16 protein-coding genes are annotated in these 23,613 nt (G+C 62.2%); 12 read left to right on the top strand and 4 right to left on the bottom strand.

All coding sequences use genetic code 11. The annotated features are described in order from the left end of the window. Positions 1 to 289 precede the first annotated feature (289 nt). Positions 290 to 568 carry a DUF1652 domain-containing protein gene (locus ACIPQ1_RS07195; RefSeq protein WP_003201764.1) on the bottom strand — a complete coding sequence of 93 codons (279 nt, stop codon included), beginning with the start codon at positions 566 to 568 and terminating at the stop codon, positions 290 to 292. A 193-nt stretch (positions 569 to 761) separates the two neighbouring features. After that, a complete protein-coding gene (locus tag ACIPQ1_RS07190; protein ID WP_446533850.1) occupies positions 762 to 2,225 on the bottom strand; it encodes an MFS transporter in 1,464 nt (487 codons plus the stop codon). A 131-nt stretch (positions 2,226 to 2,356) separates the two neighbouring features. Here ACIPQ1_RS07190 and ACIPQ1_RS07185 point away from each other — a divergent pair, with 131 nt between their 5' ends. The 8 genes from ACIPQ1_RS07185 to ACIPQ1_RS07150 all read left to right on the top strand — a co-directional run bounded on the left by ACIPQ1_RS07185 (position 2,357) and on the right by ACIPQ1_RS07150 (position 15,587). Beyond that, positions 2,357 to 3,253: a LysR family transcriptional regulator gene (locus ACIPQ1_RS07185; RefSeq protein ID WP_411384722.1), complete on the top strand. Its 897-nt coding sequence runs from the start codon at positions 2,357 to 2,359 to the stop codon at positions 3,251 to 3,253. Positions 3,254 to 3,595: 342 nt separating this feature from the next. Beyond that, positions 3,596 to 5,050, top strand: coding sequence for a serralysin family metalloprotease (locus ACIPQ1_RS07180; RefSeq protein WP_411384721.1), 1,455 nt, complete (start codon positions 3,596 to 3,598; stop codon positions 5,048 to 5,050). A gap of 71 nt (positions 5,051 to 5,121) precedes the next feature. After that, complete coding sequence (locus ACIPQ1_RS07175; protein WP_411387515.1) at positions 5,122 to 5,544, top strand: AprI/Inh family metalloprotease inhibitor; 423 nt, start codon at positions 5,122 to 5,124, stop codon at positions 5,542 to 5,544. A 140-nt stretch (positions 5,545 to 5,684) separates the two neighbouring features. After that, positions 5,685 to 7,469 (top strand): type I secretion system permease/ATPase, encoded by a 1,785-nt coding sequence (locus tag ACIPQ1_RS07170; protein ID WP_446533849.1) that lies wholly within the window; start codon positions 5,685 to 5,687, stop codon positions 7,467 to 7,469. Continuing rightward, a complete protein-coding gene (locus ACIPQ1_RS07165; protein ID WP_446533848.1) occupies positions 7,466 to 8,800 on the top strand; it encodes an HlyD family type I secretion periplasmic adaptor subunit in 1,335 nt (444 codons plus the stop codon). The genes ACIPQ1_RS07170 and ACIPQ1_RS07165 overlap by 4 nt, the downstream gene beginning before the upstream one ends. 14 nt (positions 8,801 to 8,814) lie before the next feature. Continuing rightward, entirely contained in the window at positions 8,815 to 10,164 is a 1,350-nt protein-coding gene (locus tag ACIPQ1_RS07160) for a TolC family outer membrane protein (RefSeq protein WP_446533847.1), read from the top strand. Positions 10,165 to 10,468: 304 nt separating this feature from the next. Continuing rightward, positions 10,469 to 13,489: an autotransporter domain-containing protein gene (locus ACIPQ1_RS07155; RefSeq protein WP_446533916.1), complete on the top strand. Its 3,021-nt coding sequence runs from the start codon at positions 10,469 to 10,471 to the stop codon at positions 13,487 to 13,489. A gap of 244 nt (positions 13,490 to 13,733) precedes the next feature. Then, positions 13,734 to 15,587 carry a polyurethane esterase gene (locus ACIPQ1_RS07150; RefSeq protein ID WP_446533846.1) on the top strand — a complete coding sequence of 618 codons (1,854 nt, stop codon included), beginning with the start codon at positions 13,734 to 13,736 and terminating at the stop codon, positions 15,585 to 15,587. 257 nt (positions 15,588 to 15,844) lie between these two features. Here the strand turns inward: ACIPQ1_RS07150 and ACIPQ1_RS07145 are convergent, their stop codons facing one another. Next, on the bottom strand, positions 15,845 to 16,069 hold the full coding sequence (locus tag ACIPQ1_RS07145; RefSeq protein WP_186706770.1) for a YgdI/YgdR family lipoprotein: 225 nt from the start codon (positions 16,067 to 16,069) through the stop codon (positions 15,845 to 15,847). 223 nt (positions 16,070 to 16,292) lie between these two features. Between ACIPQ1_RS07145 and ACIPQ1_RS07140 the strand changes: the two genes are divergently transcribed. The 3 genes from ACIPQ1_RS07140 (at position 16,293) to ACIPQ1_RS07130 (ending at position 22,444) form a co-directional block, all read left to right on the top strand. Then, positions 16,293 to 18,023 (top strand): VRR-NUC domain-containing protein, encoded by a 1,731-nt coding sequence (locus ACIPQ1_RS07140; RefSeq protein WP_446533845.1) that lies wholly within the window; start codon positions 16,293 to 16,295, stop codon positions 18,021 to 18,023. After that, positions 18,020 to 20,350, top strand: coding sequence for an ATP-dependent DNA helicase (locus ACIPQ1_RS07135; RefSeq protein ID WP_446533844.1), 2,331 nt, complete (start codon positions 18,020 to 18,022; stop codon positions 20,348 to 20,350). The genes ACIPQ1_RS07140 and ACIPQ1_RS07135 overlap by 4 nt, the downstream gene beginning before the upstream one ends. A gap of 165 nt (positions 20,351 to 20,515) precedes the next feature. Continuing rightward, positions 20,516 to 22,444, top strand: a complete 1,929-nt coding sequence (locus tag ACIPQ1_RS07130; protein WP_250966042.1) for a hybrid sensor histidine kinase/response regulator — start codon at positions 20,516 to 20,518, stop codon at positions 22,442 to 22,444. A gap of 131 nt (positions 22,445 to 22,575) precedes the next feature. On the opposite strand, the gene ACIPQ1_RS07125 is transcribed toward ACIPQ1_RS07130, so the two are convergent. After that, positions 22,576 to 22,806 carry a hypothetical protein gene (locus tag ACIPQ1_RS07125; protein WP_186706776.1) on the bottom strand — a complete coding sequence of 77 codons (231 nt, stop codon included), beginning with the start codon at positions 22,804 to 22,806 and terminating at the stop codon, positions 22,576 to 22,578. Between the two features lie 153 nt (positions 22,807 to 22,959). Here ACIPQ1_RS07125 and ACIPQ1_RS07120 point away from each other — a divergent pair, with 153 nt between their 5' ends. After that, positions 22,960 to 23,496 (top strand): hypothetical protein, encoded by a 537-nt coding sequence (locus tag ACIPQ1_RS07120; protein ID WP_411384714.1) that lies wholly within the window; start codon positions 22,960 to 22,962, stop codon positions 23,494 to 23,496. Positions 23,497 to 23,613: the final 117 nt, after the last annotated feature.

The following is a 23,613-nucleotide window of genomic DNA, read 5'->3' as shown; positions in this document are numbered from 1 at the left end:
ACAGCCAATATCCCCTGTGGGAGCGAGCTTGCTCGCGATGAGGCCAGCACATCCAACCTCTTCATTGACTGAGCCACCGCTATCGCGAGCAAGCTTTGCCCCTACAGATCTGATGGGTGTACGACCTGAAGAGCCAGGTCGGCTCTCAGGCCGCCTCGCAATAGTGACCCGCTGTAAAGCGGAACCATAAGCCGCCGTTACCGCAGCAACGGTTATGTACCTCAAAAAAAACGGCGCCTTCCCAAAAAGGGAGGGGCCGCTTGTCTAGCATTAAAAAGAACCAACCCGATCAGGAAGCAAACCGCCGCAACCCAACCGGTGGCACAAAGGCTTCCAGCTCGGCCTCAACCGCCTCGATTATTCGTTCCACATCCGGCGCATTCATCACCGTCGCACAAGGGATCCCTGCAATGGCGATCATCGTCTCGCCACTGGCACGGTCAAACAACCGGGCAACCATGCTGCCCGGCGCATCCATGCTCGCTTCGAATCCCATGGGATGGAAGTGCCAGCGCATCAACTGGCAAGCGTTGGGGAACGTAACCTTGCTGAAAGATCCTTTATTCATGTGTTGCCCGCCTTCTTCAATCGAGCGCTTCCTTTTGCTCATGTCAGGAAGGAAGAGCCATCTTGGCTCTACCAGTGAGAACTAAAAATAGCACCTGAAAATGAAGCTCATGTGGATTTTTTCAGTCCGTTTTGCGATTGGTTCACTTTTTTTGATCTGGATCACGACTTAAACGGCAATGCTCAGAATGCCATCACGCTTGACCGGGGGTCTCCTCAGGTTCGCCCAACCGCTCTGGCACGCGGTATTTCAGGGCGATGATCAGGGCCAGGATCGCCATGCCCAGGGCAACGGCGAAGGTCATGTGCAGACCGTTCGTCACCGCCTCGCGGCTGGCGCGGGTGATGTCATTCGTCGCCGCGGCGGCCGCAAACACCGCACCGAGTACGGAGGCTCCGGTGAAGAAACCCAGGTTGCGTGACAGGTTGAGCAGCCCCGCGACGACGCCCCGCCTTTGGGCCGCTACATCAGCCATGACCGCCGTGTTGTTGGCCGTCTGGAAAAACGCGTAGCCCAGGGTCGTTACTACAATGGCCGGGAGGTAGCCGGCGATGCCAAGGGCGGGGGGGACCAATGACAGCATCAGACAGCCGAGGATCATGGTCGCCAGGCCGGTGAGCCGCATGGGTTGCACGCCGAACCGATCAGCCAGGCGTCCGGCAGGCACCCCGGCCAGCGCCGCGACGCATGGCCCAGCCGCCAGCACGAGCCCGACGAGGGCCGCCGGCAGTCCGAGGGCGATGGACAGGTAAAAAGGCCCGACCAGCAGCGTTGCCATCATGATCGTCGCGACCAGGGCGCTCGTCGCCAGGCCCGAGACCAATGACCTGTCGCGAAATAAAGTCAGCGGAATCAGCGGCGACACGGCCCGGGATTGGGCACGAATGAACAATCCGCCGCCCACGAGCGCGACCAGCAGCAGCGCAATATTCGACTCGCCAAAGGTCCCGCGCCCGGAAGTCATGGCCAAGGCATAGGCGGCGAGCGTCAACGCCAACAACACGGTGCCGGTGATGTCGAAGCGGGCCGTTCCGGCCTTTGGCGGCACCTGCCGCACCGGCAGCGCGTACCAGGCCAGCCCCAAGGTCAACAGGCCAAGGGGGAGGTTGACCAGAAACAAGGCCTGCCAGCCGAACCCGCTGATCAGCAGACCGCCGACGGAGGGACCCAGGGCCGTGCCCACCGCCGACAGCGTGGCCAGCAGGCCCATGGCACTGCCGGTTTTTTCCTGGGCGACCGTTTCGCCAACCAGGGCCAAGGTCAGCGTCATCATGATGGCGGCCCCCAGGCCTTGCAGCGCCCGACCTGCAATCAGCAACCAAAGCGAAGGCGCCAGGCCGCAAAGTACCGAGGCCAAGGTGAACAAGGCGATGCCGACCAAGAGCAGTTTGCGCCGGCCCATCAGGTCGCCCAGGCGGCCGACGCTGACGATCAGCGTGGTCATGGCGAGCAGATAGGCGAGCACCACCCATTGGACGTGCTGGAAAGAGGCATCGAGGGCCTGGGCCAGTGTCGGTAACGCCACCGCGGCCACACTGGCGCCCAGGGAGGCCAGCAGCGTCGAGAGCGCAAGGCTCGCCAAGGCCCAGCGAGGTGAAAAGGACCGGCTCGCGGGTGCGGTTGCCGGCTGGTTTGGTTGCGTGTTGATGGGGTTCATCGTGCCACCTGTCTCCGCGCGCTCAATACGGCGCTGTCACAACGTTACCGCTGGGCATAATATGGCGGAAGACGCAGCACTTGCAGGTTATAGCTGCACAGAGCGCCCTATATCCAATTCGAGATTGCGCCATGTCTTCGCCTGACCTCAATCTGCTTGTCACCCTCGATGTACTGCTCTGCGAAGGCAGCGTGGCCCGGGCCGCCCGGCGGCTGCGGCTCAGCCCGTCGGCCATGAGCCGGGCACTGGCGCGGTTGCGAGAAACCACTGGAGATCCGTTGTTGGTAAGGGCCGGGCGAGGGCTGGTGCCGACACCCCGAGCGCTGGAGTTGCGCGAACAGGTCAGTCTCTTGGTGCAACAGGCCCAGGCGGTGCTGCGTCCAGTGGCGATCCCCGACCTTGGGCGCTTGAATCGGACTTTCACGCTGCGCACCCGTGAGGGCTTCGTGGAAAACTTCGCCATCGACCTGATCGCCCGCATTCACGAACAAGCGCCCGGCGTGCGGCTGCGTTTCGTGGAAAAGACCGACCGGGACAGCACAGCGCTGCGCGAAGGGACCGTGGACCTGGAAACGGCCGTAGTGGACAAGGACACCAGCCCGGAACTGCGAACCCAGGCGTTGTTCAGCGACCGCCTGATCGGGGTGACGCGTGCCGGACACCCGTTGAGCCAGGTGGCGATGAGCGCTACCGGTTATGCAGCGGGCGGGCATATCGGGGTCTCGATGCGCGGCTTGGATCACGGCCTCATCGACCAGGCCCTGGCAGCGTTGGGCCTGTCCCGGGAAATCGTCACCAGCGTGCCAGGTTTTTCCTCGGCGTTGGGGCTGGCCCGGTCCAGCGACTTGATCGCCAGCGTGCCTGAGCGCTACACCACCAGCCTGCGGATCGGCCTGCACAGTTTTACGCTGCCGTTTCCGTTGCCGGAATTCACGATCGCCATGCTCTGGCATCCGCGAATGGACGCCGACCCGGTGCATCGCTGGCTTCGGGGCTGTCTGCGGGAAGTGTGTGCACGTAAACCTTGAGGTGACTTGGTAGGTATTAATTAATAGCACTTCGCTGGCACTTAGTTTGAAAAGTGCGATGCCGTTCGCAAATAGCGAGTTATCGATATTTAATATTTAAATATAGTTTTGTCCGACAATCCGCAGTTTCGGCAGTTGCACACGGAGACTGGCGAGGCCGAAGTCTATTGTTTAGGGGCGTTAAGGGGCAGGGCGTGAAATTGAACGAAAAAAATTGCTAGACGTTTGATTTCCAATTGTGTCAGGTTTCTTACGTCCTCATTGGGCGAGTGATAGGACGATCTCGCCAGAGATCGTCTGTCTGACTAAAACTGTTCCATTTGCAAACAAGGAAGTGTGTTTATGTCGAAAGTCAAAAACAGCGCTATCGATTCTGCCGAGCAACTGTTCTGGGCGCCGCAACTGGCCGCTCCCAGTAATGCGTTCAACCAGATCAATAGTTTCAGTCATCAATACGACCGCGGCGGTAACCTGACCGTCAACGGCAAACCGTCGTACTCCGTCGACGAGGCGGCCACCCAGTTGCTGCGCGACGGCGCGGCTTACCAGGACCGGGACGGCAGCGGCAAGATCGAGCTGACCTACACCTTCCTGACGTCAGCCTCGTCCAGCACCATGAACAAGCATGGAATCAGTGGCTTCAGCCAGTTCAGCGCCCAGCAGAAGGGCCAAGCCGCCCTGGCCATGCAATCCTGGGCGGACGTGGCCAATGTCACCTTCACCGAAAAGGCCAGCGGTGGCGATGGTCACATGACCTTCGGTAACTACAGCGGCGGCCAGGATGGCGCCGCGGCGTTCGCTTATCTGCCGGGGACTGGCGCCGGTTATGACGGGACGTCCTGGTACCTGATCAACAGCAGCTACACCCAGAACAAGAACCCGGACCTGAACAACTACGGCCGCCAGACCCTGACCCACGAAATCGGTCATACCCTCGGCCTGGCCCACCCAGGTGACTACAACGCCGGCGAAGGCAGCCCGACCTACGATGACGCCACCTATGGCCAGGACACCCGTGGCTACAGCCTCATGAGCTACTGGAGCGAAAGCAATACCGACCAGAACTTCAGCAAGGGCGGCGTCGAAGCCTACGCCTCGGGTCCCCTGATGGATGACATCGCAGCTATCCAGAAACTCTACGGTGCCAACACCACGACTCGTACCGGCGATTCGACCTACGGCTTCAATTCCAACACCGGTCGCGATTTCCTCAGTGCGTCTTCGTCGTCGGACAAAGTCGTGTTTTCGGTATGGGATGCGGGCGGCCGTGACACCCTGGATTTCTCTGGCTTTACCCAAAACCAGAAGATCAATCTCAATGACGCCTCGTTCTCCGATGTTGGCGGCATGGTCGGCAACGTGTCCATCGCCCAGGGGGCAACCATCGAGAATGCCATCGGTGGCTCGGGCAGTGACTTGTTGATCGGCAACGCGGTGGCCAACGAGCTCAAGGGCAGCGCCGGCAACGATATCCTTTGGGGCGCCGGTGGTGCGGACAAGCTCTGGGGCGGCTCGGGTTCGGACACCTTCGTGTTCGCTGCCAGTTCCGATTCGCGGCCGGGGGCAACCGACCAGATCCTCGATTTCGTCAGTGGCCTGGACAAGATCGACCTGACCGGTATCACCCAGGGCGCGGGCCTGCATTTCGTCAGCGCCTTCACCGGTGCGGCGGGGGATGCGGTGCTGTCGACATCGGGTGGCAACAGCCTGCTGTCGGTGGACTTCTCCGGGCACGGCGTGGCTGACTTCCTGGTCAGCACCGTTGGCCAGGCGGCGGCCTCGGATATCGTGGCCTGATGTCCCTGTCCCGTGGGGGCCCTGGCTCCTGCGGGACTTCGGCCAGGATCAAGCCAATGCATAGAAAATCGATGCCCTGTAGTGCTCAGGCGACCGCCGGGTTGCTCGCTACGCTGATGATGTTTTGTGGAGAAGTCGCCATGGCGCGCAGCCTGTTGTTAGCAGAACCCTCGCAGTTAGCCGGCCAGTGGCAGGCCGTTTTGTCGAGCCCGCAGGACACCACGCAAAGCCAGGCAATGCAGGACAAACCGTCCAACACCTGCTTGGTCGAACTCAAGGCGGACCAGACCCTCGGAGGGCAAACCGAGTGCCTGGGGCACTGGCTGGGAGATGAACCGGTTCGTTGGTTCACCGAACCCGACGGTCTATCCCTGATTGGCAGGCAAGACTCCAGGACTCACTTGGGGCTGCGCCGGGAACATCATTACCAAATGACCTTGAAGTCCGGTTTGATACTTAGGCTTGAACGAAATAAGTCTCAGAAAGCGGATTAACGAATTTGTACGGTTGGGCAATCAGCGAATCACGCTTGTTCGAACAGGTGTGGATGTCGGTGTGCACTGAATGAACATTTAAAGATTGGTAAGTTGAACTAACGGCCGGTTCGCCGGCAAAGCCAACAGCAAGGAAGATCATGAATAGGGCAAGGAGCGCTGCCGCAGTGCCGCTGTTTAAAGCGCTGGGCGATTATAAAAATATTCTGATCAGTGTCGGTTGTTTTACCGCGCTGATTAACGTCCTGATGCTCGCGCCTTCGATTTATATGCTGCAAGTGTATGACCGCGGGCTGTCATCCCAGAACGAAACCACCCTGGTGATGCTGTCGCTGATGGTGGTGGGCTTCTTCGTGTTCATCGGGCTGCTGGAAATGGTCCGTAGCTTCGTGGTCATCCGCATCGGCAGCCAGTTGGAACGGCGCTTCAACCTCCAGGTGTACCGGGCCGCGTTCGAGCGCAATCTGCGCCAGGGTGAAGGCAACGCCGGGCAATCCCTGGGCGACCTTACGCATATTCGTCAATTTCTTACCGGGCCGGCGTTGTTCGCCTTCTTCGATGCGCCGTGGTTTCCCATTTACTTGCTGGTCATCTACCTGTTCAACGTGTGGCTCGGCGTGTTCGCTTCCGTCGGTACGCTGCTGCTGATCGGCTTGGCGTGCCTGAACGAGGCCATGACCAAAAAAGCCTTGGGGCAGGCCAGCGTCTACTCGCAACAGTCCAGCCAATTGGCCACCAGCCACTTGCATAACGCCGAGACGATCCAGGCCATGGGCATGCTCGGGGCGCTGCGCAGCCGCTGGTTTGCGGTGCATTCGCGCTTTCTCGGCCTGCAAAACCAGGCCAGCGACACCGGTGCGGTGATCAGTTCGCTGAGCAAGACCTTGCGCCTGTGCCTGCAATCCTTGGTGCTGGGCTTGGGCGCGCTGCTGGTGATCAAGGGTGACATGACCGCCGGGATGATGATTGCCGGGTCGATCCTGATGGGACGGGTGCTGAGCCCCATCGACCAGTTGATTGCTGTCTGGAAGCAGTGGAGCGGCGCCAAGCTGGCTTATCGCCGTCTCGATGCGCTGTTGCAGGCGTTTGCGCCCCGGGATGACGGCATGACGCTGCCAGCGCCCAAGGGCCAGGTGAGCTTCGAGCAAGTGAGCGCAGGACCGCCAGGACAACGCAACGCGACGTTGCAGCAGGTCAGCTTCAGCCTGGCCGCCGGTGAGGTGCTCGGCGTGCTGGGGGCGTCCGGTTCCGGCAAGTCGACCCTGGCCCGGGTCTTGGTCGGCGTGTGGCCAACCCTCGCCGGGACGGTGCGCCTCGACGGGGCTGACATCCATCGCTGGAATCGCGAGCAACTCGGCCCGCACATCGGCTATCTGCCCCAGGACATCGAGCTGTTCAGCGGCAGCATCGCCGAGAACATCGCTCGGTTTCGCCAAGCCGATCCGCAGAAAGTCGTCGCTGCCGCGCAACAGGCCGGGGTTCATGAACTGATCCTGCGCCTGCCCCAGGGCTACGACACGGTGCTGGGGGAGGATGGCGGTGGTTTGTCCGGCGGGCAGAAGCAACGGGTCGCCCTGGCGCGGGCGATGTACGACCGGCCGAGCCTGGTGGTGCTCGACGAGCCCAACTCCAACCTCGACACAGTGGGTGAAGCGGCGCTCGCCAGCGCCATTGTGCAGATGAAGGCCCAAGGCACCAGCGTCGTGCTGGTCACCCATCGCTCGTCGGCACTGGCCCAGGCCGACAAGTTGCTGGTGCTCGATGACGGCCGGCTACAAGCCTTCGGCCCGAGCCAGCAAGTGCTGCGGGTCCTGTCCGGCCAGCCGGAGCCACAACGCAGTGCACAAGCCGGCGCGCCCCAGGCGCCCAACGGACTGAGCCTGAGTCGCCAGTACCCAGCCGCCAGCAAACCGAGCGGCGCATGAGCAAGGATCGCGAGATGAATCTCGAACATTCACAGGACGTTGAACGCCCGGAGCGCGATGCCCGTTTCTTCACCCGCATGGGCTGGGCACTGGCGCTCGTGGGCGCGGGCAGTTTTTTCACCTGGGCCAGCCTGGCGCCGTTGGACCAAGGGATTCCCGTACAAGGCACCGTGGTGGTTTCAGGCAAGCGCAAGGCCGTGCAATCGATGAGCAGCGGTGTGGTCAGCCGGATCCTGGTGCGCGAAGGCGAAGCGGTGAAGCAGGGCCAGCCGCTGTTCCGCCTGGACCAGACCCAGGCCGCCGCCGACGTGAAATCGCTGCAGGCGCAGTACCGGATGACCTGGGCCAGCCTGGCGCGCTGGCAAAGCGAGCGGGACAACCTGTTGCAAGTGAGTTTCCCGACCGAACTGAGCCGCGATCCCGATCCACGCCTGGCCCTGGTGCTCGAAGGCCAGCGGCAACTATTCAGCAGTCGCCGTGAAGCGTTCGCCCGGGAACAGGCGGCGTTGCGCGCCAGCATCGAGGGCGCCACGGCGCAACTGGCGGGCATGCGCCGGGCCCGCAGCGACCTGACTGCCCAGGCCGAATCCCTGCGCCTGCAACTGGGCAACCTGCAACCCTTGGCCGACAACGGCTACATCCCGCGCAACCGCCTGCTGGACTATCAGCGCCAGTTGTCGCAAGTGCAGCAGGAACTGGCGCAGAACAGCGGCGAAAGCGGGCGGGTGGAGCAGGGGATCGTCGAGTCGCGGCTGAAGCTGCAGCAGCACAACGAGGAATACCAGAAAGAAGTGCGCAGCCAGTTGGCTGACGCCCAACTCAAGAGCGAAACCCTGCAACAGCAACTGAAGTCCGCCGGGTTCGAGTTGCAACACAGCGAAATCCTCGCCACCGCCGATGGCATCGCCGTGAACCTGGGGGTGCACACCGAAGGCGCGGTGGTGCGCCAGGGCGACACTTTGTTGGAAATCGTGCCCCAGGGCACGCGGCTGGAGGTGGAAGGGCACCTGCCGGTGCACCTGATCGACAAGGTCGGCCCGCATTTACCGGTGGACATCCTGTTTACCGCCTTCAACCAGAACCGCACGCCGCGAGTGCCGGGGGAAGTCAGCCTGATTTCCGCAGACCAGATGCTCGATGAAAAAACCGGCGCGCCGTATTACGTGCTGCGCAGCAGCGTCAGCGACGTGGCCATGGACAAGCTCAACGGCCTGGTGATCAAGCCCGGCATGCCGGCTGAGATGTTCGTGCGCACCGGCGAGCGCTCGTTGCTCAACTACCTGTTCAAACCGCTGCTCGACCGAGCCGGCTCTGCGTTGACCGAAGAATAAGGATGTCCGGCGGTATGAAGCGTTTTTATTGGATGGCCCTGGTGGCCGTTTCCGTGGGCAACAACGCCTGGGCCATGGGGCCGTTCGAATTCTACGAGCAGGCCTTGCGCAATGACCCCGTCTACCTGGGCGCGATCAAGGAGCGCGATGCGGGCCTGGAGAACCGCGCTATTGGCCGTGCCGGGCTGTTGCCGCATTTGGGTTACAGCTACAACAAGGGTCGCAACCAATCCAAGGTCACGTACCTCAATGACCGTGGTGCCAGCCAGCACGACGATCGCAACTACAGCAGCTACGGCTCCAGCCTGACGCTGCAACAACCCTTGCTGGACTATGAGGCGTACGCGGCTTACCGAAAGGGCGTGGCCCAGGCGCTGTTCGCCGACGAAAGCTTTCGGGAAAAGAGCCAGGCGCTGTTGGTGCGGGTACTGAGCCAGTACACCCAGGCTTTGTTCGCCCAGGACCAGATCGACATCGCCCAGGCCAAGAAAAAGGCATTCGAGCAACAGTTCCAGCAGAACGAACAACTGTTTCGCCAGGGTGAAGGCACCCGCACCGACATCCTTGAGGCGCAGGCGCGCTATGAACTGGCAATCGCCGAGGAAATCGAGGCGCGGGACGAGCAGGATGCCGCCTTGCGTGAACTCGGCTCGTTGATTGGCGTCCCGTCCCTGGACATCGGCGACCTGGCGCCCTTGCACGACACCTTCCAGGTCTTTGCCTTGCAACCGGCCAGTTTCGACACTTGGCATGAGCTGGCGGTGAGCAATAACCCCAGCCTGGCGTCCCAACGCCAGGCGGTGGACGTGGCGCGCTTCGAGGTGGAACGCAACCGTGCCGGGCACCTGCCCAAGGTCAATGCCTACGCGACGATGCGCCAGAATGAATCGGAAAGCGGCAACACCTATAACCAGCGCTACGACACCAACACCATCGGCCTGGAAGTCAGCGTGCCGTTGTATGCCGGCGGCGGGGTCTCGGCGTCGACCCGCCAGGCCAGCCGCAACATGGAACAAGCCGAATATGAGCTGGAGGCCAAGACCCGCGAAACGCTGATCGAGCTGCGCCGGCAGTTCAGCGCCTGCGTGTCGGGGGTGAACAAACTGCGGGCCTACCAGAAAGCCCTGAGCTCTGCCGAAGCGCTGGTGGTCTCGACCCGGCAAAGCATCCTTGGCGGCGAGCGGGTCAACCTCGACGCGCTCAACGCCGAGCAGCAGCTCTACACCACCCGCCGCGACCTGACCCAGGCCCGCTACGACTACCTCATGGCCTGGACCAAGCTGCATTACTACGCCGGCACCCTCGGTGCGCAGGATTTGGCGAAGGTGGACGAGGCGTTTGTGTCCCCCGTGGACGCTCGATGACAGCGAGGACGCCTTTGTGGCGAGGGAGCTTGCTCCCGCTCGAGTGCGAAGCGCTCGCAGGCATTTAGGGGCTGCTGCGCAGCCCAGCGGGAGCAAGCTCCCTCGCCACAAAAGCTGGGCAAGCCACAGAAGCTGGGGCAAGCCACAAAAGCCATGGCAGCCACAAAAGCCATGGCAAGCCACAAAGCCAGGAACACCACAGGATTTTTGCAACAACTAAGGATGGTTCGTGATGAAAATCGAAAACAAAAAACAACCCAGACCGACAGGTCGCGTGTATCTGCTCAAGACCCTCAACCGCGCCATGCTCTGCGCACTGGCGACCTTGGGCACGGCCCAGGCGGCGCCTTATGTCGAGGGCGGCAGGGCGGGTGAGCCGGACAGCTGGCGCAGCAGCGAGTTCGACGCCGAATGGGGCCTGGGTGCGATCAACGCGCAGCAGGCCTACGCCGCCGGGTACACCGGCAAGGGCGTCAAGCTGGGGATCTTTGACCAGCCGGTCTATGCGGCGCACCCCGAGTTCTCCGGTACTGACAAGGTCGTGACCTTGGTCACCAGCGGCATCCGCGAATACACCGATCCCTACATCCCGGTGAAAGCCGGCGATTCGTTCCGCTACGACGGCTCGCCGACCGTCGGCTCCGACGGCAAGCTGGGCTCCCATGGCACCCACGTCGGTGGGATCGCCGCCGGCAGTCGCGATGGCGGCCCGATGCACGGCGTGGCGTTCGATGCGCAGATCATCAGCGCCGACAACGGCGACCCGGGCCCCGAGGATGGCATCATCCGGGGCAATGATGGCGCGGTGTACAAGGCGGGCTGGGACGCGTTGATCGCCAGCGGCGCACGGATCATCAACAACAGCTGGGGCATTGGTATCACCGATGGCTTCGACCAGGGCGGTCGCGATCCGGCGTTCCCGCACTTCACCGTGCAGGATGCGCAACTGCAATTCGATCAGATCCAGCCGTTGTTGGGCACCAAGCCCGGCGGTGCCTACGAAGGGGCCATCGCCGCGGCTCGCAGCGGGATCGTGACGATTTTCGCCGCCGGCAACGACTACAACCTCAATAACCCCGATGCCATCGCAGGCCTGGCGTATTTCGTCCCGGACATCGCGCCGAACTGGCTCACCGTGGCGGCGCTGCAAGTCAACCCGGACACCGCCAGCCCCGATCCGTACACCATCAGTACCTTCTCGTCGCGCTGCGGCTACACCGCCAGTTTCTGCGTGTCGGCACCGGGCACCCGGGTCTACAGCGCGGTGATCGGCGGCACCCGTGCCGACGACCTGACCGTGGGCTACGCCAACAAGAGTGGCACCTCCATGGCCGCGCCCCATGTCGCCGGCAGCGTGGCGGTGTTGATGGAGCGTTTCCCCTACATGACCGGTGCCCAGGTCGCCAGCGTGCTGCGCACCACCGCCACCGACATGGGCGCGCCGGGCGTCGATTCGTTGTATGGCTGGGGCATGATCAACCTGGGCAAGGCCATCGACGGCCCATCGATGCTGGTGACCGAACAGGACATTCCCGAGGAGTTTCGCATCGACGGCGCCTACGGTTCAGCTCAGTTCGTGGCGGACCTGCCGGGCATCGGCGCGATCATCGATGCCGGAAAACCCACGGAGCGGGTGTGCAGCGGCATCCAATGTGGCCTGGACGTTTGGCGCAACGACATCGCCGGTCACGGCGGGTTGACCAAGGAAGGCATCGGCACCCTGGTGCTCACCGGTGAAAACACCTACAGCGGGCCGACCCTGGTCAATCAAGGACGATTGGCGATCAATGGTTCTCTGGCATCGGCCGTGACGGTCAACGACGGCGGCATCCTCGGCGGCAACGGCCGCATCGCCAGCCTGACCGCCAACCGCGGCGGCAGCGTGGCGCCGGGCAACTCCATCGGCACCTTGCAGGTGGCCGGCGACGTGACGTTCCAACCCGGTTCGAACTACGCGGTGGAAGTCTCACCCAGTTCCAGCGACCTGATCGTGGCTGGCGGCAAGGCGTCCATTGACGGGGCGACGGTGTCGCTGTCCCTGGAAAACAGCCCGACGCTGCTCACGGCCGGCGAAGTGAAAAGTCTGCTGGGTAGACAGTTCAACATCCTGCAGGCTGCCGGTGGCATTGATGGGCGTTTTGCCGAAGTGTTACCCAACTACGCTTTCCTGGGGGGCGACCTGGCGTACGGCGCCAGCGGGATTCAATTGGCGGTCCAGCGTAACGACGCGTCATTTGCCAGCCTCGGCCTGACGCCCAACCAGCGCTCCGTGGCCACTGCCGCCGAGCAATTGGGCGCGGGCAACGGGCTGTACGAGGCGCTGTTGCTGGCGCCCAATGCCGCTGTGGCACAACAGGCGTTCCAGCAGTTGTCCGGCGAAATCCACCCGGCCATCGGCACGCAATTGATCAACGACAGCCGCCATTTGCGTGACGCCGTGGGCGATCGTCTGCGCCAGGACGCCCTCTACGACGCCGGTACACCGACCGATGCCAGCAGCAATGCCTGGTTCAAGGTGCTGGGCGCTTGGGGCAAGAACGAGGGTGGGCATGATAGCGCCGGCACGACCAGTTCCATCGGCGGCTTGCTGGCCGGTGTCGATGGCCTGATCAGTGAGCAGACGCGACTGGGTTTCGTCACCGGCTACAGCGACAGTTCGCTGGGCATGGGCGACGGCACCCATTCCTCGGCCAAGGCTGACAGCTATCACCTGGGTGTCTATCTGGGTCATGAGATCGACGCGCTGCGCCTGACCGTCGGCGGCGCCCACAGCTGGCACCGCATCGACGTCAAGCGTGACCTGCAATGGGGCGACGTCAGTGGCCGGGAGAAAACCAAGCGTGATGCGCGGACCACCCAACTCTTCACTGAAGCGGCGTATCGCCTCGACGTGCAACCGGTGGCCCTGGAACCGTTCGCCAACCTGGCCTATGTGCACCTGGACAGCGACAGCTTCCACGAGAAAGGCGACAACGCGGCCCTGCACGGGGGTGACGACCGGCGCGATGCCGTGCTTTCGACCCTGGGCGTGCGGGCCAGCCACACCCTGGCGCTGTTGGATCAACGGCAACTGCAACTGTCCGGTTCCCTCGGCTGGCAGCACAACCTGAGCAGCACCTCGTCCGAACAGGATTTGGCCTTTGCCGGCAGCAGCAACACCTTCGCGGTGCAGAGCGTGTCCATGGACCGCAACGCCGCCGTGATCGGCGCCCGTGCCGGGCTCGCCGTTGCCAAGGATGTGCGGGTCAACCTGGACTACAACGGCCTGCTCGGCGCCCGGGATAAAACCCATGGCGTGGGCTTGACCCTGGATTGGCAGTTCTGACCAAGAGAAGGCGTTGAACAGGCACTTCTGCAGAGGGAAGGTCTGAACAGGTCTTCTGTGGCGAGGGAGCTTGCTCCCGCTGGGGTGCGAAGCACCCCCAAACAGGCTGACCGGATCAACCTGGCACACCGCGACAACCGTGTTGGGGCTGCTGCGCAGCCCAGCGGGAGCAAGCTCCCTCGCCACAATGATCCTTCATCAGATGGTTTTAGCATTCCAACAACAAAAAAAGAGAGCAACCACCATGGGTATCTACGACTACAAGAACTTCGGCACTACCGAATCCAAGGCACTGGTCAGCGACGCAATGGCGATCATGCTGTATTCCTACCACAACCTCGACCACGGCTTTGCCGCCGGGTACCAGCACAACGGCTTCGGTGCCGGCCTGCCGGCGACCCTGGTCACCGCGCTGTTGGGGGGCACCGATTCCCAAGGGGTGATTCCTGGCGTGCCGTGGAATCCCGATTCGGAAAAACTCGCCTTGGAAGCCGTTCAGAAAGCTGGTTGGACACCCATCAGCGCCGAGCAACTGGGCTACGCCGGCAAGGTGGATGCTCGTGGGACGTTCTTTGGCGAAAAGGCTGGCTACACCACCGCGCAGGTCGAGATCCTTGGCAAATACGACGCAACGGGGCAGTTGCAGGAAATCGGCGTGTCGTTTCGCGGCACCAGTGGCCCTCGGGAAAACCTGATTGGCGATTCCATTGGCGACGTGATCAACGACCTGATGGCCGCGCTGGGCCCCAAGGATTATGCGAAAAACTACGCCGGCGAAGCCTTTGGCAGCCTGCTGGAGAATGTCGCGAAGTTTGCCCAGGCCCATGGGCTCACGGGCGCGGACGTGCTGGTCAGCGGCCACAGCCTGGGTGGGCTGGCGGTCAACAGCCTGGCGGACTTGAGCTCCCAGCAATGGTCAGGCTTCTATGCCGATGCCAATTACATTGCCTACGCCTCGCCGACCCAGAGCAGTACCGACAAGGTCTTGAACATCGGCTACGAGAACGATCCGGTGTTCCGCGCCCTGGACGGCTCGACGTTCAACCTCGCCTCGGTGGGTGTGCACGATGGGCAACAGGAATCCGCCACCAACAACATCGTCAGTTTCAATGACCACTACGCTTCGGCGGCCTGGAACGTGTTGCCGTTTTCCATCCTCAACATCCCCACCTGGATTTCCCACCTACCCAGCGGCTACAGCGATGGCCTGGGCCGGATCATGGACTCGGCGTTCTACGACCTCACCGAAAAAGACTCCACCCTCATTGTCGCCAACCTGTCGGATCCTGCGCGCGCCAACACCTGGGTGCAGGACCTCAACCGCAACGCTGAAACCCACACCGGTAGCACGTTCATCATCGGCAGCGATAGCAACGACCTGATCCAGGGCGGCCAGGGCAGCGACTACCTGGAAGGGCGCGGCGGCAACGATACGTTCCGCGATGGCGGTGGCTACAACGTGATACTGGGCGGGCAGGGCAGCAACAGTCTGCAGTTGCAGCAGTCGGTGAAGGATTTCAGTTTCGCCCATGACGGCGCCGGGACGCTGTACGTGCGCGATGCCCATGGCGGGATCAGCGTCACCCGCGACATCGGCACCTTGGTCAGTAAGGAGTCCGGATTGTTCTGGGGGCTGCTCAAGGATGAGGTGAACCACAGCGTCACCGCCAACGGCTTGATGGCCGGCGCCAAGCTGACGGCCTATGCGTCATCGGTCAAGGGCAGCGCGGCCAACGACACCCTGGTGGCGGGTGCGAAGGGGGACTGGCTGTTTGGCCTGGACGGCAACGACGTGCTGGTAGGCGGCGCGGGTCACGACACCTTCGTCGGCGGTGCGGGCAATGACCTGATGCAAGCGGGCGGTGGCGGTGACACCTTCCTGTTCAACGGCTCGTTTGGCCAGGACCGGATCACGGGGTATGAGGCGGGGGACAAACTGGTGTTCCTCGGTGTGCCGGGCGCCGGGACAGGTCATGACGACAGCGAGTACCTGTCACAGGTGGGCAATGACACGCTGCTCAAGGTCGGTGACAGTTCCATGACCCTGGTGGGGGTTGGTCTCGATCGGGTTGGCGGCGACGGGATCGTGTTCGCCTGATATCGCTATCGCGAGCAAGCTCGCTCCCACAGGATTTTGGGTGGTCATGAGTTTTGTGTTCACTGCGGCCCATTGTGGGAGCGGGCTTGCTCGCGAAAGCGGTGTGTCAGTTGACGGTGATGTTGGATGTACAGGCCCCTTCGCGAGCAAGCCCGCTCCCACAGTGGCTTATGGGTGTATGCAGCATTTGTGTTCACCACCAGACCTGTGGGAGCGAGCCTGCTCGCGATGGCGGCCTACCAGGCGAATCACTGGAATCAGTCTTCCTTGCGAATGGTGGCCACATCATCGGCGCGGACCCGGACTTGTCTGCCGGAAATATCCTCGAACTCATAGAAACCATCGACGGTGCGGGTGTTGGGGGTGTCCTTGGTCAAATATTGGGTGCCGTTCTGCAAAGTCACCACCGTGGGCGACGCGCAGCCAGCCAGCGCCATAAATGCCACGGCAACCAGGGGCAGGCCCACAAACTTCATGTTCATAACCATAACCTCTCAAATCCAAAGGACACGGAGCAGCTGATTCGACCGCGCCATCATCTTAGTCAACCGCCATTGGTCTCGCTTACCGTAGGAAAGTTCATCGCTAGCTGAAGGATTTCACCTTAAATATAGGAGACCGTTCATCTTTTGCGGTTGCCTGGCTGGTTTACAGCTGTTATCTGTATGCATAACCAGTACCTCGACATCCTTGGCGTTTCTTTCCGTGGCAACCCGTTCTCTCGACGATCCGTTTTACTACCTGAACAACTTCCAGCAAGTGCTGGCGTGGTTGACCCAGCGTTATGCCGATGTGCTCAGCAGCGCAGAGCAGCGCTTCATCAACGATTTCGCGGCGCTACCCCGTGCCTCCCAAGGCTTGCTGGTGCGGATGGTGATGCGCAAAGGGCTACGGTTCCGTCATAACAAGCTCAACTATCCGGAAATCGGCGACATTGGCGTCGCCGTCGAGCCATTGCTGGCGCTGGGTTGGGTCGAGGAACAGGCCCCGGTCGGGCTCGTCGAACTGTTCGAGGTGTTGCTCAAGGTGGAAATCCTCCAGTGCCTGGGCCACCTGATCGAGCACCCCAAGGCCAAAAAGACCGAATGGTTCCAGGCCCTGGAGGATCACTCCAACCCACCTCAACCTTTCCGTGCCTGGTGTCCGCAGCTCGATGATCGGCTGTACAGCCTGACGATCATGGACCTGTGCGACAGGCTGCGCTTGATGTTCTTTGGCAACCTTTACCAGGACTGGTCGGAATTCGTCCTGGCGGACCTGGGCATCTTCACCTACGAAACCGTCGAATTCAGCACCGAGTCACGGGGCTTGCGCAGCCGCGAAGACGTCGATGCCTGCCTGTTCCTGCACGACTGCCAACTGCGCTTCGAAGCCGGCGAGCCCGTGGAAGAGATCGTCGCCCAGGTCAACGACCTGTCCCTGGATAATCCATGGCTGGAACGGCGCCGGGGCAAGTTGTTGTTCCAGATCGGCCAGTACGGCGAGCGCATCGGCGATTTCGCCTTGGCCTTGTGCATCTATCGCGATTGCACCTACCCAGGCGCGCGGCTGCGGAGGGTCCGGGTGCTGGAGCGCATGGGCGAATATGCCTTGGCCCTTGAACTGGGTGAGGCGGCGGCACAGGCACCGCAAAGCGCTGCTGAAACCCAGGCGTTGCTGCGGATCGTGCCTCGCCTGCGGCGCAAGCTGGGCGGCCCGCCAGTGCCACGGACAATCGCCCGGGAAGTGGAGCGCCTGGACTTGCATCTGCCTCGCGTCGACCCAGGCTTATCGGTGGAATACCACGTCCAGGCCCATCTGCACGACGAAACCGCGCCGGTGCATTACGTCGAGAACAGCCTGATCAATTCGCTGTTCGGCCTGTTGTGCTGGCCGGCGATCTTCGCGCCGTTGCCGGGCGCGTTTTTCCATCCGTTCCAGCGCGGGCCGGTCGATCTGCTCAACGAGGACTTCCATGCCCGTCGCGCCGAGTTGTTCGCGGTCTGCCTGGCGGAGTTGGACGACGGTCGCTATCGACAGACCATCGGCCGCCGTTACGCCGAAAAGTGGGGCGTGCAATCGCCGTTCGTGTTCTGGGGCGCGTTGTCCGAACCGTTGCTGGAACAGGCCCTCGATTGCCTGCCGGCCGAACATCTCAAGCACTGGTTCCAGCGCCTGCTGCTGGACATCAAGGCCAACCGCGCCGGTATGCCGGACCTGATTCAGTTCTGGCCGCAGCTCAAGACCTACCGCATGATCGAAGTCAAAGGCCCCGGTGATCGCCTGCAAGACAACCAACTGCGCTGGCTGGAGTTCTGTCATGAGCACCAGATGCCCGTTGCCGTTTGTTATGTGCAATGGGCGGAGTCCGCCATTGCGAGCGAGCTCGCTCCCACAGGCGCTGAGTTGCCACAAATCGAATGTGGGAGCGAGCTTGCTCGCGATGGGGCCGCATGAACCCTGCACCGAGCTACAGCATCGCCGTGCGGGCGCTGTGTGAGTTCACCGCCAAGGTGGGCGACCTGGACCTGCGCTTCACGCCGTCGCCCACGGCCCTGGAAGGCATTGCCGGCCACCGCACCGTCGCTTCGCGGCGCAACGAGGGGTATCAGGCTGAAGTGGCCCTCGAAGGTCATTACCAGACACTGAAAGTCAAAGGCCGGGCCGACGGCTATGACCCGGCCCGCCAGTGCCTTGAAGAAGTGAAGACCTACCGGGGCGACCTGAGCAAACAGCCGGCCAACCACCGCCAGTTGCACTGGGCCCAGGCGAAAATCTATGGCTGGCTGATGTGCCAGAAGCTGCAGTTGCCGCACATCGACGTGGCCCTGGTGTATTTCGACATCGTCAGCGAAAAGGAAACCCGCTTCGCGCAACGCTTCGAGGCACCACAGCTGCAAGCCTTTTTCGAGGAACAATGCGCGGCGTTCCTGGCCTGGGCCGAGCAGGAAATGGCCCATCGACAGGCGCGTAACCTCGGCGCCCAGGCGCTGGTATTTCCCCATGCGGGTTTCAGGCCGGGGCAACGGCACTTGGCCGAATCGGTATTCAAGGCGGTCAGCACCGGCCGCTGCCTGATGGCCCAGGCGCCCACCGGCATCGGCAAGACCGTTGGCACCTTGTTCCCGATGCTCAAGGCCCTGGCGCCGCAGCAATTGGACAAGGTCTACTTCCTCACGGCGAAAACCCCGGGACGCAAGCTGGCCCTGGACGCGGCGCGCGTGATCATCGACAGCGCGCCGTCGATGCCGTTGCGGGTGCTGGAAATGATCGCCCGGGACAAGGCCTGCGAACACCCGGACAAAGCCTGCCATGGCGAATCCTGCCCGCTGGCCCGTGGATTTTATGACCGCCTGCCGGGCGCCCGGGCAGCGGCGAGTCGGGTCGCCATGCTCGATCAGGCGGCGTTGCGCGAGATTGCCCTGGCCAACGAGGTATGCCCGTATTACCTGAGCCAGGAAATGGCCCGTTGGACCGACGTGGTAGTCGCCGACTACAACTATTACTTCGACTTCAGTGCCTTGCTCTTTGGCCTGGCCCAGGCCAATAACTGGACCGTCGCGACCCTGGTGGACGAGGCGCATAACCTGGTGGAGCGCGGACGGCAGATGTACAGCGCGACCCTCGACCAGGCCACGTTGAGCAGTGTGCGCAAGACCGCCCCCGAAGCGCTGAAGAAATCCCTGGAACGGGTCAATCGTCAGTGGAACGCTTTGCATGCGCCCCAGGTGGCGGCCTACCAGGCCTATGAAAAACTTCCGGAAAAACTGCTCCAGGCCCTGGCCACCTGCACCACGGCGATTGGCGATTACCTCAACGATCACCCCCAGGGCCTGGACAGCGCACTGCAGGCGTTCTACTTCGACGCCTTGCAGTTTGGTCGGGTGGCGGAGACTTTCGACGAGCACTTCCTGTTCGACATCCACAAGCGTGAGCTCGGCCGCCAGCGCAGCCTGTCGACGCTGTGCCTGCGCAATGTGGTGCCGGCCGCATTCCTGCGACCCAGGCTGACGGCGGCCCGCAGCACCGTGCTGTTCTCGGCGACCCTGAGCCCTCGGCATTACTACGCGGATTTGCTGGGGACGCCGGGCGACACGGTGTGGATCGACGTGGAGTCGCCGTTCAAGGCCGAGCAGTTGGACGTACAGGTTGTCAGCCGTATTTCCACCCGGTTTGCCCATCGCCAGGCGTCCCTGGAGCCGATCGTCACGTTGATGGCCCGCCAGTTCAGCGAGCGCCCGGGCAACTACCTGGCTTTTTTCAGCAGCTTCGATTACCTGCAGCAAGTGGCCGGGCTGTTTGCCGAGCGATACCCACGGATCGACCTCTGGACGCAATCGCGGGGCATGGGCGAAGCCCCTCGGCAGGCATTTCTCGAACGCTTCATGGAGCACAGCCAGGGCATTGGTTTTGCGGTGCTGGGCGGGGCGTTCGGGGAGGGCATCGACTTGCCGGGCTCACGCCTGATCGGCGCCTTCATTGCCACCTTGGGGCTGGCGCAGTTCAACCCGGTCAATGAGCAGATGAAACAGCGCATGGCGGCGATTTTTGGCGACGGCTACGATTACACCTACCTGTATCCGGGATTGCAAAAAGTCGTACAGGCGGCCGGCCGGGTCATCCGTACCCAGCAGGATCGCGGGGTAGTGATGCTGATCGACGATCGGTTTGGCGAGGCCAGGGTGCAGCAACTGTTGCCGCGTTGGTGGTCGGTCACCCCGGAAACACAGTGTGCACCCTGTGGGAGCGAGCTTGCTCGCGATAGCGGTCTGTCAGTGACATGAAGACTGGCTGATAAACCGCCATCGCGAGCAAGCTCGCTCCCACAGGGAACTGAGTAGGATTCGGGTTTGTGAGCTGTCTGGAGAGCTGCTGATCACTCAATCATTTTTCCTGACGCCAGACTTGCTCCATAATCCGCAAAAAATCCACACGGATGCCCCGGCCAGATGCTCGAGAATGACCCAAAGACCCCGCTCATCAACGAGGAACAGCGCTTTCGCTTGCTCATCGATGCGGTGGTCGACTATGCCATCTACATGACCGACCCTTCGGGCATCATCACCAGCTGGAACTCCGGTGCCAGGCGTTTCAAGGGCTACGAGGAAGCCGAAATCCTTGGCCAGCATTTCTCCCGGTTCTACACCGACCAGGACCGCGCCGCCGGCCTGCCGCAACGGGCGCTGGACACGGCCGTGCGCGAGGGGCGTTTCGAAGGCGAGGGCTGGCGGGTGCGCAAGGACGGCACGCTGTTCTGGTCCCATGTGGTGATCGATCCGATCATCGACAGCCAGAGTGGCATCTTGCTCGGCTTCGCCAAGATCACTCGCGACCTGACCGACCGCAAGATGGCCGAGGAAACCCTCAAGCAAAGCGAGCAGCAATTTCGCCTGCTGGTGCAAAGCGTCACTGATTACGCCATCTACATGCTCGACCCGGAAGGCCAGGTCACCAACTGGAACCAGGGGGCACAGCGGATCAAGGGCTATCTGCCGGTGGAGGCTATCGGCCGGCATTTCTCGATGTTCTACACCCCCGAGGACCGCGATGCCGGCGAACCGCAGCGGGCGTTGAGCATCGCTGCCAGCGAAGGACGCTTCGAGAAAAAAGGCTGGCGGATGCGCAAGGACGGCACGCGCTTCATGGCCCACGTGGTCATCGATGCGATTCGCAGCGACACCGGCACGCTGTTGGGTTTCGCCAAGATCACCCGCGACATCACCGATGCCACCCAGGCCCAGCAGGCTCTTGAACAGGCCCGCGAGGCGTTGTTTCAATCCCAGAAATTGCAAGCCATCGGCCAGCTCACCGGGGGGATTGCCCATGATTTCAATAACCTGTTGACGGTGATCCTTGGCAATCTGGAAATCGTGCGCAAGCGCATGCCCAGCGAGCCGAAACTCACCCAATTGCTGGAAAACGCGACCCAGGGCGCGCTGCGCGGGGTTTCGCTGACCCAACGCATGCTGGCGTTTGCCCGTCGGCAGAAACTGACCTACGAATCGGTCGAGCTGTCGGCTCTGGTGCAGGGCATCAGCGGATTGCTGCAAAGCTCCCTGGGCCCGTCGATCCACATCCAGGCCCGTTTCGACGAGGCGCTGTCGCCGGTGCTGGCGGATGTCAACCAATTGGAACTGGCGATTCTCAACCTGGCGACCAATGCCCGGGACGCCATGCCCCATGGCGGCCAGATCATCATCGCCGCCGATGAGCGGCAAGGGGCTGATGCCGCGCCGGACAAGCCGATGGCCCCCGGGCGCTACATTTGCCTGACGATAACCGATGAGGGCGAGGGCATGGACGAAGCCACGCTGGCTTCGGCTGTGGATCCGTTCTTCACCACCAAGGGCGTCGGCAAGGGCACCGGCCTCGGCTTGTCGATGGTGCATGGCTTGGCGGAGCAGTTGGGTGGCCGCCTGACGCTCAAGAGCCAGAAAGGTGTCGGTACCACCGCCGAACTGTGGTTGCCAGTGGCCGGCGATTCGGCCCCTGGTAAAGCGGCGATCGAGGAAGCGGCGCCGCCGGTCCATGAATTGAAAGTGCTGGTGGTCGACGATGACAGCCTGGTGCTGACCAGCACGCGCCTGTTGATCGAAGACCTGGGGCACCGAGTCCTTTGCGCGCCGTCGGGGGCCCAGGCGCTGGAACTGTATGAGCGCAACCTGGACATCGACCTGGTGATCACCGACATGGCCATGCCGCAGATGGACGGCGCGCAGTTGGCGAAAGTGTTGCGCGACCGCCAACCGAGCCTGCCCATCATCCTGGCCACCGGTTATGCCGAACGCCTGGAAGGTTTCGCCGCGCAACTGCCTCGGTTGATCAAGCCGTTCAAGCAGATTGACCTGATGCAGATCATTGGGCAGACGATGAAATAGCCAGGAAGGTAGTTGTCTCCTGTGGCGAGGGAGCTTGCTCCCGCTGGGCTGCGAAGCGGCCCCAAAAGCAGGCGAGCGCTACGCGCCCGAGCGGGAGCAAGTTCCCTCGCCACAAGAGCAGCCGCCTTCGCCTATTCAGTGTTTTTCTTGAACCCACGCAAATTCATCGCACACAGGCAAAACTGCAACACGATCAGTGCATACGCATCCGTATGCAAACCCCAGATCACCCACAAAATATTGCTCGCGATAAAACAACTGAAGCCCGCCACCCGACGTCGGGGTTGGCGTGAGCCGATCAGCCAGGCGGCCAGCACCGTCACGAGCATCGCTGGCCATTGCACCCATCCAAGATAATCCACGCAAACCGTCCTCTTGCCCTTACGCATTAGAGACCTTTGCCGTTGGGCAGCGTTTCCTCGGATTTCGCCGCACCTGTGGTCCATTGGCTTGAACTTGCCGCGCGCCGGGCTCTTCTAACGAGTCCGAATCATCACCGAGGCACAGCCTGCGCAATGCCCAGAATACTCACCGGGCCAACCCCGGAAGAAGAACTGACGGAACACAACGCCAAACTGTTCGGCTCGCCCAAGGAACGGCTGGATTTCTACCGCCGGGAGATCCAATACGAAACCAGCATCCTGGCCAACCGAACCGATGCTTACCTGGCCGCCCAATCCTTCCTGGTGATCGCCTTCGCCTCGTGCATGGCCAACCTGAACCCGGAGTGGGGCAAGTTGTTCACGCTGATCGTGCCGCCATTCCTGGCCTTGCTGGGGTTCTTGAGTTCGCTCAACGCCTGGCCGGGCATCAAGGCGGCCTACGAGATCATCGATCACTGGCATTTCAAGCAGAGCGAACTATTGCGCGCCGAGCCCCTGATGGGCCTGGCCTATGACGAATCGCCCTTGTTCAGCGAGCGCGAATCGACCCACAAGGGGTACCGCAAGTCATTGCTGTTCTCGCTGCGTACACCGTGGATCTTCGCCACGTTCTGGGTGTTGCTGGGGGCGTATTCGGTTTATATCCAAGTAAGCGATCCTGGCGGTTGAAACACACTCTTTGAAGTCGGGCATCAGTGTGGCGAGGGAGCTTGCTCCCGCTCGGTTGCACAGCGACCGCAACGCTTGGGGCCGCTTCGCCGGCCCCCGGGGGCCAGCTCCCGCGCC

The sequence above is a fragment of the Pseudomonas sp. LARHCG127 genome (assembly GCF_052871455.1).
The sequence above is the reverse complement of the archived record's forward strand: the minus strand, read 5'-3'. Positions and strand labels throughout refer to the sequence as shown.

What these genes read in the sequence shown, in the direction of transcription:
- ACIPQ1_RS07180 (WP_411384721.1), top strand. Translation starts at nt 3,596, where the DNA reads ATGTCGAAAGTCAAAAACAGCGCTATCGATTCTGCCGAGCAACTGTTC.
- ACIPQ1_RS07160 (WP_446533847.1), top strand. Translation starts at nt 8,815, where the DNA reads ATGAAGCGTTTTTATTGGATGGCCCTGGTGGCCGTTTCCGTGGGCAAC.
- ACIPQ1_RS07150 (WP_446533846.1), top strand. Translation starts at nt 13,734, where the DNA reads ATGGGTATCTACGACTACAAGAACTTCGGCACTACCGAATCCAAGGCA.
- ACIPQ1_RS07185 (WP_411384722.1), top strand. Translation starts at nt 2,357, where the DNA reads ATGTCTTCGCCTGACCTCAATCTGCTTGTCACCCTCGATGTACTGCTC.
- ACIPQ1_RS07130 (WP_250966042.1), top strand. Translation starts at nt 20,516, where the DNA reads ATGCTCGAGAATGACCCAAAGACCCCGCTCATCAACGAGGAACAGCGC.
- ACIPQ1_RS07120 (WP_411384714.1), top strand. Translation starts at nt 22,960, where the DNA reads ATGCCCAGAATACTCACCGGGCCAACCCCGGAAGAAGAACTGACGGAA.
- ACIPQ1_RS07145 (WP_186706770.1), bottom strand. Translation starts at nt 16,069, where the DNA reads ATGAACATGAAGTTTGTGGGCCTGCCCCTGGTTGCCGTGGCATTTATG.
- ACIPQ1_RS07135 (WP_446533844.1), top strand. Translation starts at nt 18,020, where the DNA reads ATGAACCCTGCACCGAGCTACAGCATCGCCGTGCGGGCGCTGTGTGAG.
- ACIPQ1_RS07190 (WP_446533850.1), bottom strand. Translation starts at nt 2,225, where the DNA reads ATGAACCCCATCAACACGCAACCAAACCAGCCGGCAACCGCACCCGCG.
- ACIPQ1_RS07170 (WP_446533849.1), top strand. Translation starts at nt 5,685, where the DNA reads ATGAATAGGGCAAGGAGCGCTGCCGCAGTGCCGCTGTTTAAAGCGCTG.
- ACIPQ1_RS07165 (WP_446533848.1), top strand. Translation starts at nt 7,466, where the DNA reads ATGAGCAAGGATCGCGAGATGAATCTCGAACATTCACAGGACGTTGAA.
- ACIPQ1_RS07155 (WP_446533916.1), top strand. Translation starts at nt 10,469, where the DNA reads ATGCTCTGCGCACTGGCGACCTTGGGCACGGCCCAGGCGGCGCCTTAT.
- ACIPQ1_RS07175 (WP_411387515.1), top strand. Translation starts at nt 5,122, where the DNA reads ATGCCCTGTAGTGCTCAGGCGACCGCCGGGTTGCTCGCTACGCTGATG.
- ACIPQ1_RS07195 (WP_003201764.1), bottom strand. Translation starts at nt 568, where the DNA reads ATGAATAAAGGATCTTTCAGCAAGGTTACGTTCCCCAACGCTTGCCAG.